The 17,360-nt window shown below is 34.3% G+C and carries 16 protein-coding genes and 1 riboswitch; of the genes, 7 read left to right on the forward strand and 9 right to left on the reverse strand.

Going from position 1 to position 17,360, the window contains the following annotated elements; all coding sequences use genetic code 11:
* Window positions 1-30 precede the first annotated feature (30 nt).
* Genes CELAL_RS13325 through CELAL_RS13335 form a run of 3 tightly spaced genes read right to left on the reverse strand, consistent with a single transcriptional unit; the run spans window position 31 to window position 2,178 of the window.
* Window positions 31-384, reverse strand: coding sequence for a carboxymuconolactone decarboxylase family protein (locus CELAL_RS13325; protein WP_013551426.1), 354 nt, complete (start codon window positions 382-384; stop codon window positions 31-33).
* Window positions 377-1,213 (reverse strand): twin-arginine translocase subunit TatC, encoded by an 837-nt coding sequence (gene tatC, locus CELAL_RS13330; RefSeq protein WP_013551427.1) that lies wholly within the window; start codon window positions 1,211-1,213, stop codon window positions 377-379. Before tatC ends, CELAL_RS13325 begins: the two co-directional genes overlap by 8 nt.
* Window positions 1,213-2,178, reverse strand: a complete 966-nt coding sequence (locus tag CELAL_RS13335; RefSeq protein WP_013551428.1) for a KpsF/GutQ family sugar-phosphate isomerase — start codon at window positions 2,176-2,178, stop codon at window positions 1,213-1,215. Before CELAL_RS13335 ends, tatC begins: the two co-directional genes overlap by 1 nt.
* A 204-nt stretch (window positions 2,179-2,382) precedes the next feature.
* Between CELAL_RS13335 and recQ the strand changes: the two genes are divergently transcribed.
* The 7 genes from recQ to thiH all read left to right on the forward strand — a co-directional run bounded on the left by recQ (window position 2,383) and on the right by thiH (window position 10,417).
* Complete coding sequence (recQ, locus tag CELAL_RS13340) at window positions 2,383-4,584, forward strand: DNA helicase RecQ (protein ID WP_013551429.1); 2,202 nt, start codon at window positions 2,383-2,385, stop codon at window positions 4,582-4,584.
* A 155-nt stretch (window positions 4,585-4,739) separates the two neighbouring features.
* Window positions 4,740-4,835: riboswitch (TPP riboswitch) on the forward strand.
* 118 nt (window positions 4,836-4,953) lie between these two features.
* Window positions 4,954-5,157: a sulfur carrier protein ThiS gene (gene thiS / locus CELAL_RS13345; protein WP_013551430.1), complete on the forward strand. Its 204-nt coding sequence runs from the start codon at window positions 4,954-4,956 to the stop codon at window positions 5,155-5,157.
* Between the two features lie 62 nt (window positions 5,158-5,219).
* Window positions 5,220-7,079, forward strand: a complete 1,860-nt coding sequence (gene thiC, locus CELAL_RS13350; protein ID WP_013551431.1) for a phosphomethylpyrimidine synthase ThiC — start codon at window positions 5,220-5,222, stop codon at window positions 7,077-7,079.
* 154 nt (window positions 7,080-7,233) lie between these two features.
* Window positions 7,234-7,830 (forward strand): thiamine phosphate synthase, encoded by a 597-nt coding sequence (locus CELAL_RS13355; RefSeq protein WP_013551432.1) that lies wholly within the window; start codon window positions 7,234-7,236, stop codon window positions 7,828-7,830.
* A 34-nt stretch (window positions 7,831-7,864) separates the two neighbouring features.
* The gene (thiE, locus tag CELAL_RS13360) at window positions 7,865-8,518 is read left to right on the forward strand and encodes a thiamine phosphate synthase (protein WP_013551433.1); all 654 of its coding nucleotides are present in this window, start codon (window positions 7,865-7,867) and stop codon (window positions 8,516-8,518) included.
* Between the two features lie 2 nt (window positions 8,519-8,520).
* A complete protein-coding gene (locus CELAL_RS13365; RefSeq protein ID WP_013551434.1) occupies window positions 8,521-9,291 on the forward strand; it encodes a thiazole synthase in 771 nt (256 codons plus the stop codon).
* Window positions 9,292-9,307: 16 nt separating this feature from the next.
* Window positions 9,308-10,417, forward strand: a complete 1,110-nt coding sequence (thiH, locus tag CELAL_RS13370) for a 2-iminoacetate synthase ThiH (RefSeq protein ID WP_013551435.1) — start codon at window positions 9,308-9,310, stop codon at window positions 10,415-10,417.
* A 2-nt stretch (window positions 10,418-10,419) separates the two neighbouring features.
* Here the strand turns inward: thiH and CELAL_RS13375 are convergent, their stop codons facing one another.
* The 6 genes from CELAL_RS13375 to CELAL_RS13400 form a co-directional block, all read right to left on the reverse strand.
* A complete protein-coding gene (locus CELAL_RS13375) occupies window positions 10,420-11,475 on the reverse strand; it encodes a S66 peptidase family protein (protein WP_013551436.1) in 1,056 nt (351 codons plus the stop codon).
* Between the two features lie 46 nt (window positions 11,476-11,521).
* Complete coding sequence (locus CELAL_RS13380) at window positions 11,522-12,367, reverse strand: aldo/keto reductase (protein WP_013551437.1); 846 nt, start codon at window positions 12,365-12,367, stop codon at window positions 11,522-11,524.
* Between the two features lie 167 nt (window positions 12,368-12,534).
* Window positions 12,535-13,143 carry a toxin-antitoxin system YwqK family antitoxin gene (locus CELAL_RS21550; RefSeq protein WP_013551438.1) on the reverse strand — a complete coding sequence of 203 codons (609 nt, stop codon included), beginning with the start codon at window positions 13,141-13,143 and terminating at the stop codon, window positions 12,535-12,537.
* A gap of 246 nt (window positions 13,144-13,389) precedes the next feature.
* Window positions 13,390-13,986, reverse strand: coding sequence for a toxin-antitoxin system YwqK family antitoxin (locus tag CELAL_RS13390; protein ID WP_041557731.1), 597 nt, complete (start codon window positions 13,984-13,986; stop codon window positions 13,390-13,392).
* 371 nt (window positions 13,987-14,357) lie between these two features.
* Window positions 14,358-14,915 carry a hypothetical protein gene (locus CELAL_RS13395; protein ID WP_013551440.1) on the reverse strand — a complete coding sequence of 186 codons (558 nt, stop codon included), beginning with the start codon at window positions 14,913-14,915 and terminating at the stop codon, window positions 14,358-14,360.
* A 22-nt stretch (window positions 14,916-14,937) separates the two neighbouring features.
* Window positions 14,938-17,337, reverse strand: a complete 2,400-nt coding sequence (locus CELAL_RS13400) for a TonB-dependent receptor (protein WP_013551441.1) — start codon at window positions 17,335-17,337, stop codon at window positions 14,938-14,940.
* Window positions 17,338-17,360: the final 23 nt, after the last annotated feature.

A 17,360-nucleotide genomic window follows, 5' to 3' on the forward strand; every position in this document is an offset into this window, starting at 1 on the left:
CCCTCTCTATTAATTAGTGAATATTTAACCCTATTCTTTTTCTTGTGCTTCTAGTTCTTCCCAATATTCGTAAGCTCTACGTAGGTGTGGAACCACAATTGTACCACCCACTAAAGTAGCGATACTTAAGGTTTCCATAACTTCTTCTTTAGTAGCACCCTCGTTATGAGAACTTTCTAAATGGTACTTTACGCAATCATCACAACGTAAAACAGCCGAAGCTACAAGTCCTAGAAGTTCTTTAGTTTTAACATCAAGAGCACCAGATGCAAAAGCATTTGTGTCTAAATTAAAGATTCTTTTAATTATTTTATTATTATCAGCGAGTAGCTTATCGTTCATTTTAGAACGGTAGGCGTTGAATTCTTCTATTTGATTAGGCATTTTTCTTTCTTTTTGCTTCTTTTTTTAAATCTTTTCGAATCACATATCCTGAGATATAAATACTTACTTGGTATAAGATAATAATAGGAATAGAGACTACTATTTGACTAGCAACATCTGGAGGCGTGATTACCGCAGATAAAATCAAAACAATTACTAGTGCTATTTTTCGATATTTTTTTAATATTTCAGGGGTAACTAATCCTATTTTTGTTAGGAAATAGATGATAATAGGTAGTTCAAATATAATACCACAAGCAATTACAGATGATCTTAAGGTTGAGATGTAGGAACTAAGGTCAAATTCATTTTTAACCACATCACTGACCGAATAAGTTCCTAAAAAGTTAATAGATAAAGGAGCTACAACATAATAACCAAATAATACGCCCAAGAAAAATAAGAAAGAAGCTATAAAAATAAAACCTCTAGAGTTTTTGCGTTCTTTTTCATAGAGTCCAGGACTAATAAACTTCCACATTTCAAATAAAATATACGGAAATGCGACAATAATTCCGGCCCAAATTGCGGTCCAAATATCAGCAGAAAACTGGCCCGCCATGGTTCTACTTTGTATGGTAAATGGTAATTCTTCAGCACAGAAATCAGACGTAAAATTAAAAAACTTAGCAATATCACAAAAGAATCGGTAGGTGACAAAATTCATTTTACTAGGTGCAAAAATTACCCAGTCAAAAATATAACGGCTAAAAGCAAAAGCTACTGAGCTTACAATTAGTACTGCTAACGTGGAACGGATTAAGTGCCAGCGTAACTCTTCTAGATGGTCTAAAAATGACATATCTACGGTGTCTTTTTTCTTTGCCATTATAAAATTCCTTCGTTGATTAAATTATGTATATGAACAATACCTTTATAAGTACCATTCTCTATTGAAATAAGTTGAGATATGTTTTTGGCTTGCATTAATTCTAAAGCTTTAACAGCAAGAGCATCATTCTCTATAGTTTTAGGATTCGCAGACATGATGTCACGAGCAGTGAGTCCTTTTATGTCGTCATACTTGTTAAGCATTCTACGAATGTCTCCATCGGTAACGATACCCACAATTTTATTATTTTCTAAGACCGCAGTTACTCCCAGCATTTTTGCAGAAATTTCTACGATGACCTGTTTAACGTCAGAATTAACGGTTACTTGTGGCTTCATGTTATTTTCAACAATATCAGAAACGCGAAGGTAGAGTCTTTTGCCAAGAGAGCCCCCAGGATGGAATTTTGCAAAGTCTTTACTGCTAAACCCGCGTAATTCTAAAAGGCAAACAGCTAAAGCATCGCCCATCACTAATTGCGCTGTTGTACTTGTTGTTGGTGCTAAATTATTGGGGCAAGCTTCTTTTTCTACAAAAGTATTTAGAATATAATTTGATTGTTTAGCCAGTACCGAATCTAAATTTCCAGTCATGGCAATAAGCGTATTTCCAGTTTTTTTTATTAAAGGAACAAGCATTTTTATTTCAGGAGTATTGCCACTTTTAGAAATGCAAATAACAGTATCATTTTCTTGGACGGTGCCTAAGTCGCCATGAATTGCATCAGCAGCATGCATAAATATAGCGGGAGTGCCGGTAGAATTAAGTGTTGCAACTATTTTTGAAGCAATTAAAGCACTTTTTCCAATTCCAGAAATAATAATTCGCCCTGTAGAATTTAATATATGATTGATAGTATTCGCAAAATTAGCATCTAATAATGAAGATAAATTTTGAATGGCATTAGCTTCATTTTCTATGGTTCTTCTTGCTATGTCAAGTATCGCAGTATTATTTTTCAAATCAATTAATTCAATTATCTGATTGTATTCCTAAAAGAATGTCTTATATTTAGTTACAAAATTACATAAACTTAATGTTAAAAGATATTTTAAATTCTTTAAAGTAAACTTTTGTTTTTTGTGTTAATTTTAAACTTGCTAAGAAACTAACTAAATCGTATATAAAACACGAACTTAGCATCAGTATTAATAGTAAAATATATTATGAGTTTGAGTGAAATTGATTTGCATTCCTCACTAAAAAAATATTTTGGATTTTCAGAGTTCAAAGGACTTCAAGAAAGTGTAATTACAAGTATTCTTGAGGGTAAAAATTGTTTTGTTGTAATGCCAACCGGCGGTGGAAAATCGCTTTGTTACCAACTTCCTGCATTAATGCAAGAAGGTACTGCAATAATAGTTTCCCCACTTATTGCGTTAATGAAAAACCAAGTAGATGCCATTCGTGGTATTTCGTCAGAACATGGCATTGCTCATGTTTTGAATTCTTCATTAACAAAAACAGAAATAAAACAGGTGAAAAGCGATATTACTAGTGGTATCACTAAATTGCTTTATGTAGCACCAGAATCATTGACTAAAGACGAGTATGTTGAGTTTTTACAATCTGTAAAACTATCATTCGTTGCTGTTGATGAGGCGCACTGTATTTCTGAATGGGGTCATGATTTTAGACCTGAATATCGAAATTTAAGAAGTATTATTAGTCGTTTAGATGATACAATTCCTATTATAGGACTTACGGCAACTGCGACCCCTAAAGTGCAGGAGGATATTATAAAAAATTTAGGTATTACAGATGCTGATTTATTTAAGGCATCATTTAATAGGCCTAATTTATTTTATGAAGTACGGCCTAAAACCCAAAATATAGAAGCGGATATTATACGTTTTGTCAAACAAAATACTGGTAAATCGGGTATAATTTATTGTCTGAGTAGGAAAAAAGTAGAAGAGTTAGCTCAAATACTACAAGTAAATGGCGTAAGTGCGGTACCATATCACGCTGGTTTTGATACTAAAACACGATCAAAATATCAAGATATGTTCTTGATGGAGGGTGTAGATGTTGTGGTGGCAACCATTGCTTTCGGTATGGGGATAGATAAACCAGATGTTAGGTTTGTTATTCACCATGATATTCCTAAAAGTATAGAAAGTTATTACCAGGAAACGGGTAGAGCAGGTAGAGATGGTGGTGAAGGTCATTGCTTGGCTTTTTATTCTTATAAAGATATTGAGAAGTTAGAAAAATTTATGTCTGGAAAACCTGTTGCCGAACAGGAGATTGGTAATGCATTGTTACAAGAAATGGTAGCTTATGCAGAAACTTCTATGTCTAGGAGAAAGTTTATTCTGCATTATTTTGGGGAACATTTTGATGATGTGACAGGAGATGGAGCTCTAATGGATGACAATACAAAAAATCCGAAACAGAAAGAAGAAGCTAAAGATGATTTGGTTAAAGTGATTCAAGTGGTACAGGGTACCATGGAAAAATTTAAATCTAAAGAAATCGTAAAAGTACTTACAGGAAAAGTAAATGCTATTATCGCTTCACATAAGACAGATGAAAAACCATTTTTTGGTATAGGAGACGATAGAGACAAAGAACATTGGATGGCATTAGTGCGCCAAGGTTTGGTAGCTGGGTATTTGCGTAAAGAAATTGAGCAATACGGAATACTACATGTGACACCTAAAGGGGCAGAATTTGCAAAAAATCCAGTTTCTTTTATGATGACGAAGGATCATGTGTACAATCAAGCAGCAGATGATGCTATTGTTAGTGCCGCAAAAAGTAGTGGTGGCGTAACAGATGAAGCTTTGCTTAAAGTGTTAAAAGATCTTAGAAAGAAGCAAGGTCAGAAATTAGAAGTCCCTCCTTTTGTTATTTTCCAAGATCCATCTTTACAAGATATGGCGCTAAAGTATCCTATAACTTTAGAAGAACTTGTAAATATTCATGGAGTAGGAGAAGGTAAAGCAAAAAAATACGGAAAGCCTTTTGTAGATTTTATTAAAAAATATGTCGAGGAGAATGATATTACTCGCCCTGATGATTTAATCGTTAAGAGTACAGGAGCCAATTCTGCTTTAAAATTGTATATCATCCAGAATGTAGATCGTAAACTACCTTTAGATGATATTGCTTCGGCAAAAGGAATCGCTATTCCTGAGTTGATAAAAGAGATGGAACAAATTGTGTATAGTGGTACCAAACTAAATATTACCTATTGGGTAGATGATGTACTAGATGAAGATCAGCAAGAAGAACTGCATGACTACTTTTTAGAAGCAGATTCTGATAACATAGATTTAGCCTTAAAAGAGTTTGATGGCGATTATGAAGATGAGGATCTTAGATTGTATCGCATCAAATTTATTAGTGAAGTAGCCAATTAAGCATTCATTTTATACTTAAAATTTTAAATAACACTCCTATTTTTTAGGAGTGTTATTTTTTTATAGGCATATTGCTAAAATGTTAATTCTTATTAATTATAGATTAAATCTTCTATTTAAGCTTTTAGTTCCATTGTTTTTTTATAGTTTTACGGAGTAAACTTTAGGGGTGTTCCTATTTTTGGAACTGAGACATACCCTTTGAACCTGATGCGGTTAGTACCGCCGAAGGGAAAAGTTGAAAAACACCTTGAAATGGGTGTTTGCAACCTTTTCATAATTGTGCGCTTTGTTCTTAAAAGCGTATCATATTTTCAAAGAATATTCTCTGCTTTTAAATTTTACAGCATATTTAAAAATATCCTGTACATGATTTCTATTGTTGTAAACGAAAAAAGAATGGGCATCGAAGAAAATTCGAATGTTATTCACCTTCTTAATCACCTCAAAGCCACTCAAGATGGTATTGCTGTTGCTATTAATAGCATGGTTATTTCTAAAGATTTCTGGAAGTATGAAATTCTTTTCGAGAATGACGTAGTTCTAATTATCAAGGCTACACAAGGCGGATAATCTGCAAAACTACACACTAGATTCTATTACCTATATAACGAAGACCTAAATTCTCACACTTTATGAAAAGCAAAGACACCGCACCAAAAAACGAAAAGCTAACGACACAACCTTTTCCAAATTCAAAAAAGATTTATGTAGCAGGTAAATTGCATCCACAATTAAAAGTGGCCATGCGAGAAATTGCACTGAGTGATACTAAAGATTCTCTTACAGGCAAGCTTACACCAAATGAATCTGTTACAGTTTATGATACTTCTGGCCCTTATACCGATCCAGATAAATCTATAAATGTACATCAAGGTATTGAAAGAATCCGTGAGCAATGGATTTTAGACCGTGGAGATGTACAGCAATTAAATAGCTTTACTTCTGAGTATTGTAACCAACGGCTAAATGACAAAAGCCTAGATCATATGCGTTTTTCACTTTTAAAGAAGCCAATGCGTGCTCAGGATGGTAAAAATGTTACCCAATTACACTACGCAAAAAAGGGAATTATTACTCCAGAGATGGAATATATTGCTATTCGTGAGAACCAACGTATGGAGGAAATGACGGAGATAGCAAAACAACATAAAGGAGAACATTTTGGAGCATCTATACCTAATAAAATTACAGCAGAATTTGTTCGTGAAGAAGTCGCTAGAGGTAGAGCCGTAATCCCTTCAAATATTAACCATCCAGAAGCAGAGCCCATGATATTAGGGCGTAACTTCTTGGTAAAAATAAATGCCAATATTGGTAATTCTGCCGTAACCTCTTCCATTGAGGAAGAAGTAGAGAAAGCCGTTTGGGCATGCCGTTGGGGAGCAGATAATATTATGGACTTATCTACGGGTCAAAATATACACGAAACTCGGGAATGGATTATCCGTAATTCTCCAGTACCTGTAGGAACGGTGCCTATTTATCAAGCATTAGAAAAAGTAAACGGAGTAGCGGAAGACCTTACATGGGAAATTTTTAGAGATACACTTATAGAGCAGGCAGAGCAAGGAGTAGATTATTTTACCATTCATGCGGGTGTTCTTTTACGCTATGTGCCCATGACTGCTAAACGTGTTACAGGAATTGTTTCTCGTGGTGGGTCTATTATGGCAAAATGGTGTTTAGCGCATCATAAAGAAAGTTTCTTGTATACACATTTCGAAGATATTTGCGAAATACTAAAACAATATGATGTAGCTTTTTCTTTAGGAGATGGTTTACGTCCTGGTTCTATTGCCGATGCTAATGATGAGGCGCAGTTTGCGGAACTAGAAACATTGGGAGAACTAACTAAAATTGCACGTAAGCACGAAGTACAATGTTTTATAGAAGGTCCTGGTCACGTGCCAATGCATATGATTAAAGAAAATATGGAGAAACAAATAGAACTTTGTGATGAAGCTCCTTTCTATACTTTAGGTCCCTTAACTACAGATATTGCTCCGGGTTATGATCATATTACTTCTGGTATTGGTGCTGCAATGATTGGCTGGTTTGGTTGTGCAATGTTGTGTTATGTAACGCCAAAAGAGCATTTGGGCTTACCCAATAAGCAAGATGTACGTACGGGAGTAATTACGTATAAGTTAGCGGCACATGCAGCAGATTTGGCAAAAGGACACCCAGGAGCACAACATAGAGATAATGCCTTATCAAAAGCACGATTTGAATTCCGATGGGAAGATCAGTTTAATCTAGGTTTAGATCCGGAATTAGCGCGCGAATATCACGATGAAACCTTACCAGCAGATGGTGCAAAAGTGGCCCATTTTTGTTCTATGTGCGGACCAAAATTCTGTTCTATGAAAATATCGCAAGAAGTAAGAGATTTTGCAGCAGAACATGATATTGTAGATAACGAAGTCATTCAAAAAGGGATGGATGAAAAGTCTAAAGAGTTTAAAGAAAAAGGATCAGAAGTGTATTTGTAAAATAATTAGGAGGTTCCTACGCCTTGAAAAAAGGCGTAGTCGGGCTTTTCGTTATATCTTTTGCGTATTCATGTAATTTTATTTCATTTTACTCCATAAATTTACACGAACAGCTAGCAAAAGGATGCCACTGCAATCCCTAACCCAAATAATTATGATAGTTCTTATTGCACCAGAAGAAGATATTGCTAATGAAATTGAAATTTTGAATCAACTTTTTGAGGAAGGTTTAACCTGTTATCATTTTAGAAAACCTAACAAAAGCTATCAAGAGCATAGTGATTATTTAAATCAAATAGCATCAAAATACCATAATCGTATTGTGGTTCATTTTCATCACGAATTAGTTAATGAATTCAGTTTAAAAGGGATTCACTTTCAGGAACAAAAAAGAATAGACCATATAGATAATCCTGGGCAATATTTTAAGCCCTTAGATATGTACGGAAAAACGATTAGTTCTTCTTTTCATGATCCAGAAGTGTTAAACGCTTGTGAGTTTGAGTTTGACTATCACTTATTAAGTCCTGTGTTTTCTTCAATCTCTAAAAAAGGATATGAAGGCAAAGGTTTTGATGTGAATCATATTGAAAAAAGAATCATAGGTATGGGGGGTGTTACTAAAGACAACATTGCAGAAATGCATCGATTAGGTTTTAAAGGTGTGGGCGTTTTAGGAGGAATTTGGAATAGCGTGTCGCCAGTAGCAGAATTCAAAGCAATGCAAGCGTATTATAGCAAAAATAAATAGTAAGGACTAATATATAAATACAAATATAGCACTAATGCAATTACCTAATTTACACTACATCTCTCAAGGAGAAACCCCTCAAGAGCATTTAAAAAATATAAAAAGTGCTTGTACTGCAGGAGCAACTTTGGTACAATTAAGGTTAAAAAATTTAAGCCCGAAGAAGGTTTTAAAATTTGCGAGCGAAGCCAAAGAGATTACAGATCATTACCAAACACGATTAATAATTAATGATCATTATAGAATAGCAAAAGAGGTAAAAGCAGATGGTGTTCATTTAGGAAGAACAGATACGTGCCCTTCTATAGCACGAAAGTATTTAGAAAGCTGGCAAATTATTGGAGGCACTGCAAATACAATTAGTGATTGTAATGCGCTGATTGCAAAAAATGTAGATTATATTGGTGTAGGGCCTTATCATTTTACAAAAACAAAAGAAAGTCTGAGTCCTATTCTTGGCCTTGAAGGCTATGCGGCTATACTTGAAAAACTAAAAACAACTATTCCAATAATAGCTGTTGGTGGTATAACGGTTACGGATGTTCCTGAAATTTTAAAAACAGGAGTTTATGGTGTTGCAGTGGCAACAGCCATTACAAAAGACTTCAATACAATTACACTTTTTAAAAAAATATTAGAAAAATCTGATATTGAAGAACAGGTGTGGAAACCAAAACAAACGGTATAAATATGATTGATTTACTTCATATAGCAGATAAAAAATTTACCTCAAGACTATTTACAGGTACAGGTAAGTTTTCAAGTTCTCAGAAAATGAAAGAAGCTATTTTAGCTTCCGAGAGTGAGCTGATAACGGTTGCTTTAAAACGTGTGGATTTAGAATGCGAATCTGATGATCTTCTAAGTTATTTAAGCCATGATAACATAAGTTTATTGCCGAATACTTCTGGAGTCCGTACCGCAAAAGAAGCTGTTTTTGCCGCACAATTATCAAGAGAAGCGCTTAACACTAATTGGATAAAATTAGAAATTCATCCAGACCCTCGTTATTTATTACCAGACCCTATAGAAACTTTAAAAGCAGCCGAAGAATTAGTAAAACTAGGTTTTGTTGTTATGCCATATATACATGCGGACCCAGTTTTGTGCAAGCGTTTAGAAGATGTTGGGGTGCAATGTGTAATGCCTCTTGGAGCTCCTATAGGTAGCAATAAAGGAATAAAAACAGAAGATTTTTTAAAAATCATTATAGAACAAAGTAATATTCCTGTGATTGTAGATGCAGGAATAGGTGCGCCATCACACGCAGCATATGCCATGGAACTGGGAGCCGATGCTGTTTTGGTAAATACAGCGATAGCCGTTTCTCAAAACCCAGTAATGATGGGGCATGCTTTTAAACTAGCCGTTGATGCAGGAAGAATGGCTTACCTAGCAAAACTTGCACCTATCAAAGAACAAGCTGAAGCGAGTAGTCCATTAACATCATTCTTGAACTAACTTTAAAAATAATTCTATGTCTTTCAAAACTATATTTAAGCAATACGATTGGAATACCTTAGAAAAGGAAATCTATGAGGTTACCACAGCTGAGGTTGCGCAAGTACTTCAAAAAGAAAAGATAGCATTAGAAGATTTTAAAGCGTTGATATCTCCCGCCGCAAAACCTTTTTTGGAGCAAATGGCACAGCGAAGCAATCAGCTTACAAAAAAACGCTTTGGAAATACAATTCAAATGTATATTCCCATGTATTTATCAAACGAATGTCAGAATATTTGTACCTATTGCGGATTTAGCATGACCAATAAAATTCCAAGAAAAACCTTAACGGATGCTGAGATTTTAAAAGAGGTAGCCAAGATTAAAAGCTTAGGATATGATCATATTTTGTTAGTTACTGGGGAGGCTAATAAAACGGTAGGAGTTTCGTATATAAAGCATGCTATCGAATTGATAAAAAATAATTTTTCCAATATAAGCATGGAGGTGCAACCGTTAGACCAAGAGGAATATGAAGCCTTAGTAGCTGCAGGCCTATATGCTGTTTTGGTATATCAAGAAACGTATCATGAAGCCACCTATAAAGTACATCACCCGAAAGGGAAAAAGTCAAATTTTCAATATCGTTTAGATACTCCAGATAGATTAGGAAAAGCAGGAATTCATAAAATAGGTATTGGTGCTTTATTTGGATTAGAAGATTGGCGTGTAGATAGTTTTTATACGGCTTTGCATTTACGGTATTTGCAAAAGACCTATTGGAAAACAAAATATTCTATTTCTTTTCCACGATTACGACCTTTTGAAGGTGATGTAGCCCCTAAAGTAGAAATGACAGATTCAGATTTAGTGCAATTAATTTGTGCGTATCGCTTGCTCGATGAAGATGTGGAGTTATCTATGTCTACCCGGGAAAGCGAAAAATTTAGAGATCACATTATTCATTTAGGCATTACGTCTATCAGTGCAGAATCTAAAACCAATCCTGGAGGGTATAGTGTAGCGCCACAATCCTTAGAGCAGTTTGAAATTTCTGACGAGCGTTCTACTGCAGAAATAAAAGCAATGATTCAATCTCAAGGATATGAGGTTGTATTCAAAGATTGGGATAAAGCCTATTCTTAAATTTACAGCACGGATTTTTCCTGTAGTTTCAGCGTCATTTTATCCGCATCAAAAGTGGCCTTAATGCCAATAGGAAGTGTCATGTTGTTTTTCACGTGACCAAAACTCATACCGTAGGCCGCAGGAATATTCATAGGTTTAATTCGGTCTAAAATAACTTCTTTAAGGGTAAAGCCTCCGGAAGAAACTGGTTTATCACAGCCATTGCAAACACCAATCATGATAGCGGCTGCATTTTTAAACGTAGCACCTTCAATTAATTGGGTAAGCATCCGATCTATTCGGTACGGAGCTTCTTCTACATCTTCTATAAAAACAATAGCATCGGTAAAATCTATTTCATGTGGTGTACCAATCAACGCATTGATGAGAGTTAAACTTCCTCCTACCAATTTACCCGTAGCTTTTCCTGTGGTAATCGTATACCGATCAAACTCCGGATTGTTTAAAAGTACCTCGTCTTTAAGAACAGCATTTTTTATGAGGAGCTGGTTTTCAGGATGGATGATTACATTCTCTAATTGTTGAATGGAATAGTCATCGTCTAAAGTGCTCCCCACTGGGCCATGAAAAGTAATAAGTCCGGTCTCGGAATATATGCCATTGGCTAATGCGGTAATATCACTAAATCCCACAAGTACTTTTGGGTTGTTTTTGATTAGCTCATACTCCAGAAGATGCATAATTCTTGTGCAACCGTATCCGCCTCGAGCACATAAAATTCCGTCTATATTAGGGTTGGCAAACATTTCGTTAACATCATCAGCGCGTTCTGTATCGGTATTGCTAAAATAACCGTGGTTCCAGAGTATACGCTCCGTATGGTATGGAACAAAGCCCATTTTAATCAGTGTTTCTTTTGCTTTTTCTAAGACCTCAGGCTTTACCGCATAACCCGGAGCAATTAAACCAATGGTATCCCCTTTTTTAAGACGCTTAGGTTTAATACTTTCTATCGTTTTTTTATGCTGTTTTACGTTGGCGAAAATAGAAAAGGGTAGGAGCGACACTACTGAAACACCTATAATATTACTGAAAAAAGTTCTGCGAGATTTCATTCTAATGGTTTAAAGGCGATTTGTAGGGTATTTTAAAAATAGGAATTTATTCTTCTCTATCTGGCCATACATTAGGATGCTCTCCGCTATACCCTAGTTTTGGAATATCATTAATCTGTTGAATTTCTTCTTGTGTTAATTTAAAATCGAAAATATCAATATTTTCTTTGATGCGTTCTTTTGTTGTCGATTTTGGAATTACAATAACCTCATGCTGCGTTACCCAGCGTAAACAAACTTTGGCAACTGTAGTTTTATGATTTTGAGCAATTTTTTTTAATGTTTCGTTTTCTAAAACGGCTCCTCTGCCAAGAGGCGACCAAGATTGTACCGTAATATTTTTAGTTTTACAATATGCCGTAACAGCTGGTTGCCAATATCCAGGGTGAAATTCTATCTGATTAATAGCGGGTAAAACTCGTGCTGTTTTAAAAAGCGCTTCTAAATGTCCTGGCCAAAAATTACTAACACCAATAGATTTTATTTTCCCTTCGGTCTGCAAATCTTCCATAGCGCGCCATGCTTCCGCATTTGCATGCTGCCAATGATCATAATTTTTAGCATTTGCAGGCCAATGAATCAAGTATAAGTCTATGTATTCTAATTGTAGTTTTTGTAGAGAGGTTTCAAATTCAGATTTAGCCTCTTCATAGGAAAGGTTTTCTCTCCATAATTTTGTAGTAACTTTAATTTCTTCTCTAGGAACACCACTTAGTTTGATGCCTTTACCAACGGCTTCTTCATTGTTATATTTTGCAGCAGTATCTAGCAAGCGATAGCCATTTTTTAAAGCAAATTTAACAGCTTCAATACCTTCTTGTTCTGTTGCTTTATACGTTCCAAAACCTATAATAGGTATTTTATTTCCGTCATTTAAAACAATTTCTTTCATGTGGGTTCTCTATTTTATAAGCTTGTAATGTGCTATCTACTTTTGATACATTAAATATATTGATAAACTATATATGGAGGGTAATAAGCAGGGGCATTTAACTTTTTATTGAGAGTGATAATCAGAGAAGTATGGTAAAACTATTCGTCATGAAATTTAATGGTTGTTTAATTGGAATCTGGAGTACCGTCCGTATAATTTATTTGTTTATCTAAAGTGCCATCTTGCAGGTAGGTACACCATTCTCCTTCTTTTTTACCGTTTTTATAACGTCCTTCTTCTTTTAATTTGCCAATTTCATAATAGTAGTCTTTAAAAATTCCATTACCAGAGGTCCCAAATGATGTGCTATATAGTATTTCGTTTTTAGTATTGTATACTCTATATTTATCTATAATTAAGCCGTGTTGCCAGCATTCTTGTTTGAGTAATTTGTCATTATAAGTTGTTTTCCATATGCCATTTTTTCGATTATTGAGAAAGGTGCCAGTTGATATATAACCTGTCATTTTGCCAAAGGAAAAGTCTGATTCCTCCTCAAGAATATCTGTAACTTCTTCATTTTCGTTATCATCAATGATAAGATATATGGAGTATTCCTTATTCTCTATTTTTTTATTTTTGTAATTATAGTTGTAAATAATTATGCCATTAGTTGTTTTAACTTCTACAAATAAAGAATTCAAAAATAATGGAGGCAGATTGGGGATACTTCCCTGACCGCTTGCAAATAAACTAGTGCAAAATATTAGAATGCTAAAACAAATATTTTTCATTTTATATAAAATTTGATTATATTTTTTTTGAGCTTTTCATTGAGCTTCCAAAAATATTTTTTATTTATTCGTTTTTTTTTGGGATACCGAGCCTTAGTTAAATTTTTTATATTTAATAATTATTAATACAAATTGGCAGGGGAACCTAAAGCAAATTAGCCTTGTCAATATAATGCATTTAACTTTTTTTTAATAGCAAATTTTGAGAGCTATTGTAGCTATTTTATTATGAATTTCAATAGTTAATTATTTGGTATCCGGATTTCCGTCTGTATAATTTATTTGTTTATCTAAAGTACCATCTTTTAAGTAAGTACACCATTCTCCTTCTTTTTTACCTTTTTTATAACGTCCTTCTTCTTTTAATTCGCCAATTTCATAATAGTAGTCTTTAAAAATGCCATTGCCGGATGTCCCAAATGATGTGCTATAGAGTATTTCGTTTTTAGTACTGTATACCCTATAATCGCCAGTTATTAGTCCATGTCTCCAATTTTCTTTTTTAACTATTCTATTTTTTTGTTTAGTTTCCCATAGTCCATTCTTGAATCCATTTTTAAATATTCCTATTTCAATATTTTTATCAGTTTTGTATTTGCTAAAGGGTAGATCATATTGTAATGTCATTCTTGGACCATCACTGTCATTTATAATAGAATCTTTTTTAGAGGAGTCTTTGTAAAATATAAGAATGTTATAATCACCTTCTAAAGCAGAATTTACTTCATATTGGTATAGCGGAATACCTTGTTTAAGAACTATTTTAAAATCATAAGAATTTGTTGGTCTAACATTAATATCTGGAGAGATTCTCTTGTTTTGAGAGGACACTATCGAAATCATAAAACAAAAAAATAGCTTTATTATATACTTCATTTGGTGTAAAATTTGATTATATCATCTTGCAATGCCTTCCATTGAAATTTCCAAAAAGATTTTCTTTTATTAGCATAGTCCATGAAATTTTCTGTTTTTTAAATGTTCATGATATCGGATCTTAGATATTTATTTTGTGTTTAATAATTTAATAATACATACTGGGACTCTAATCTACAGAAACCTAGATTATTGAACTATAAAGTGCTGCCAAATTTTAATACACTAAATATAGACAATAGTAAGTAAAGACATTTATCTTTTTATGGAACGTTACCAAAAAAAAAGCACTTTATAGGCGGCCTATAAAGTGCTTTTTAAAAATTAAGAAATTATAATTACTCTACAGAGACGTCGAAAGATACTAAAATATCGGTTTCTCCTCCTGCACTCTCAATACCATCATTTGGTTTTGTAGGCTCATGACGTAATGTAAACGTTATAGATCCTGTACTTGCTGCACCTGTTGTTAATGTAAATTCCGTTCCTAATGGGTTGCCATCGCTGTCATTATTACTGTACGCTGTTGTAGCGTCAAGTCCTGAACTTATCGTATAGAAAAATTGGTGCTCATCACTTTCTTCTTCTACTTCTTCCGTAATATCCTCAGCAGGGCTTTCTGTTTCATTTAGCAAAACGATAGCACCATCGTAGGTTGTTCCTGAAACAAAGTTTCCTGAAATAGTAATTACCGGAGCATCTGATCCATCACCATCTAAATCCCTAGATTGTAAAGTGATGACCTCACTACCATCATTAGGGGTAAGTGTTACCGTCATAGTCGTAATTACTTCTTCCTCGTTTACAATTTCTGGAGTGTTGTCATCATCATCTGAACATGATGCGAAAGATAATGCTGCTACTACTGCCAAACTTAGTGTTTTGATTGTTTTCATTGTACTTGTTGTTTTAAATAGATTAATAATTAAATTTAAGATTGAATAAAAGGTTTCTCCCTAAATCATCAGCATAATAACGCAAGCTGTTTAGGTAATTTCTGTATCGTGTATTTAAAAGATTGGTAACGCTAAAGCCTAATGTTAGGTTAGATTTTTTAGTAATTGGAAAATCGATACTTGACCTAAAATTTAATAGGTGATACGCATTAGGTGGTGTGCTAACATCTACTAATTCAAAGGTTTCTGATTGAGCAATGTACACTTCAAAATTGTTATTTGGATACTCGTTCTGGCGAAAAACATATTCACTTTGTAGGGCTAGCTTCAAATTGTTTTCTTTTAAATTCTGATACTTAATTTCATTGGTGGTATTCACTGGGGGCATACTAATTAGAGCGCCGTTACTATTACGATCATAGCCTTTTGTTAAAGAAAATTGATGTTTGAATTCAAAATTTTTGATGAATGCATAGGTAGCATCAATATCAACACCCAATAATTGTGCATTTGTTTGTCGGTATTCCCACACCTGAAAATTTCCTCTTATCGTCTGCTCTACTTTAGTAGGCTCTATTACTATAAAATTATTGATGTTATTTATAAATGGTTGAATAGTGAAACTAAAAACATCGCCATTTTTCTGTAAGGTTAAAGCAACTTTGTTGGCAATTTCACTTGAAAAATTTAAATCTCCCAGTTCAATTCTTGAAGCGGAGTGGTGCAAACCTTCACTAAACAATTCAGAAGGGTTTGGTACTCGAGAGGCCAATGAATAATTGAAAAATAATTTAAGTTTGTCGCTAAAAGAATACGTAGAACCTATTGTACCTGATGCATTATAAAAATTGTATTGAGGATTGGTTAAAATTTGATTATCAAATTCTTCTACGACAATTTCAGGAAAAAGTTCATCATAATTTCTTTCTTCCCAGAATGAGGTTCTGTAAAATTTGAATACATCCATATAGCTATAATCAAATCTTGCCCCTGCTTCTAGTACCCAATTATCTTGTAGTTGAAAGGTGCCGATGCCATAAACTCCTAAGTCATATTTTTCGTAATCAGGTATTAACCTTCGAACACCCGTAGATGGATCCGCAAAATTATCTTGATACCTAGCCATAATACCCGATTTTAATGTGGTATTATTAGATAATTTACTTTCAATATCTAATAGTAAGGTATGTGTTTTTAAAACCAGATCTAATGATGGTTTTTCAGAATCATCACCCACACGAATGTCATATTCAAGCCTATGATTTTGCTGATAGTCGTATTGTAAGCTTACTTTACCCAAACCAGCGAACTTTTTGAAAGCTTTTAACCGAGCTAATTGATGGGTGATATCTTGTTTGGGATTACCTATATCATAGGTAAAATCATTAATAATTAAAGGTGTATTACTATTTATTGCCCTAACTTGATCTTCCGCGCCACCAATGTGTGATGCAGATAAAATTCCTATTTTATTTTTGTAGAAGGAGTAATACCCTTCTATTCCATAGTTGAATTTATTAAGTCCAAAACGTAGAGACGCGCTATTTTCAGAGGTGCCAGTATTACTTAGTATATAATCAGGAGCTTCAAAATCTCCATATCTTTTTCTAGTGCCTTGCAGGGTACCAAACCAGCCGCTATTTGAGCTTTTTGTTAGTTTTGATGTTAGTGTTGAGCCTCTGCCATTGGAACTTGCTGCAACTATGGTTTTTCCATACAAACTATCTTTGATGAAAATGGCCTGTGGCTCAGTAATAATCACTCCGGCTATAGCATCTCCACCGTATTGAATGGCTCCAGCACCTTTAATTAGCGTTATGCGATCTGCAGTGTTCACATCAATGTTGGGTGCATGTTCAACACCCCACTCTTGATCTTCCATGCGCACGCCATTGTTGATCAGCACTACGCGGCTACTGTGTAAACCATTGATCATGGGTTTGACAACAGTACTTCCTGTATTTAGAGAGCTTACGCCAGATAAACTATTCAGCGCATCCCCTAAGGATCCATTGCTATATTGTTCAATAGATTCTTGTTCTAATTTGCTTTCAGCTACTGTATTTATTTTAGTATTCTCCTTATGGCCTCTAAGAACTATTTCATTTAATTCCTCTAAATGGTGTTCCAACTGGAAATATTTACTCGTATTTCCTTGTACTTTTACCTTATAACCGCTGGTTAAGCAGTAGGGATGAGAAATTTGAATAGCATACGTTTGATCACAAAGATTTTGGATGTTAAAATTTCCATTGCTATCCGTGATTGCTGTTTGTTCTGTTCCTGCAATAATAACAAGCGCTCCAACTAGAGCGGTACCATCATGTGAGTCTGTTATTTTACCCGATAGTGTATTATTGCAATTTTGCGATATTGATGATAAACTGCTCAATAGCAGTACCATCAGTGCATAAATGCGCATAAATATTCTTGATTAAATTTAAA

Origin of the sequence: Cellulophaga algicola DSM 14237 (assembly GCF_000186265.1) — a bacterium.
GTDB lineage: Bacteria > Bacteroidota > Bacteroidia > Flavobacteriales > Flavobacteriaceae > Cellulophaga > Cellulophaga algicola.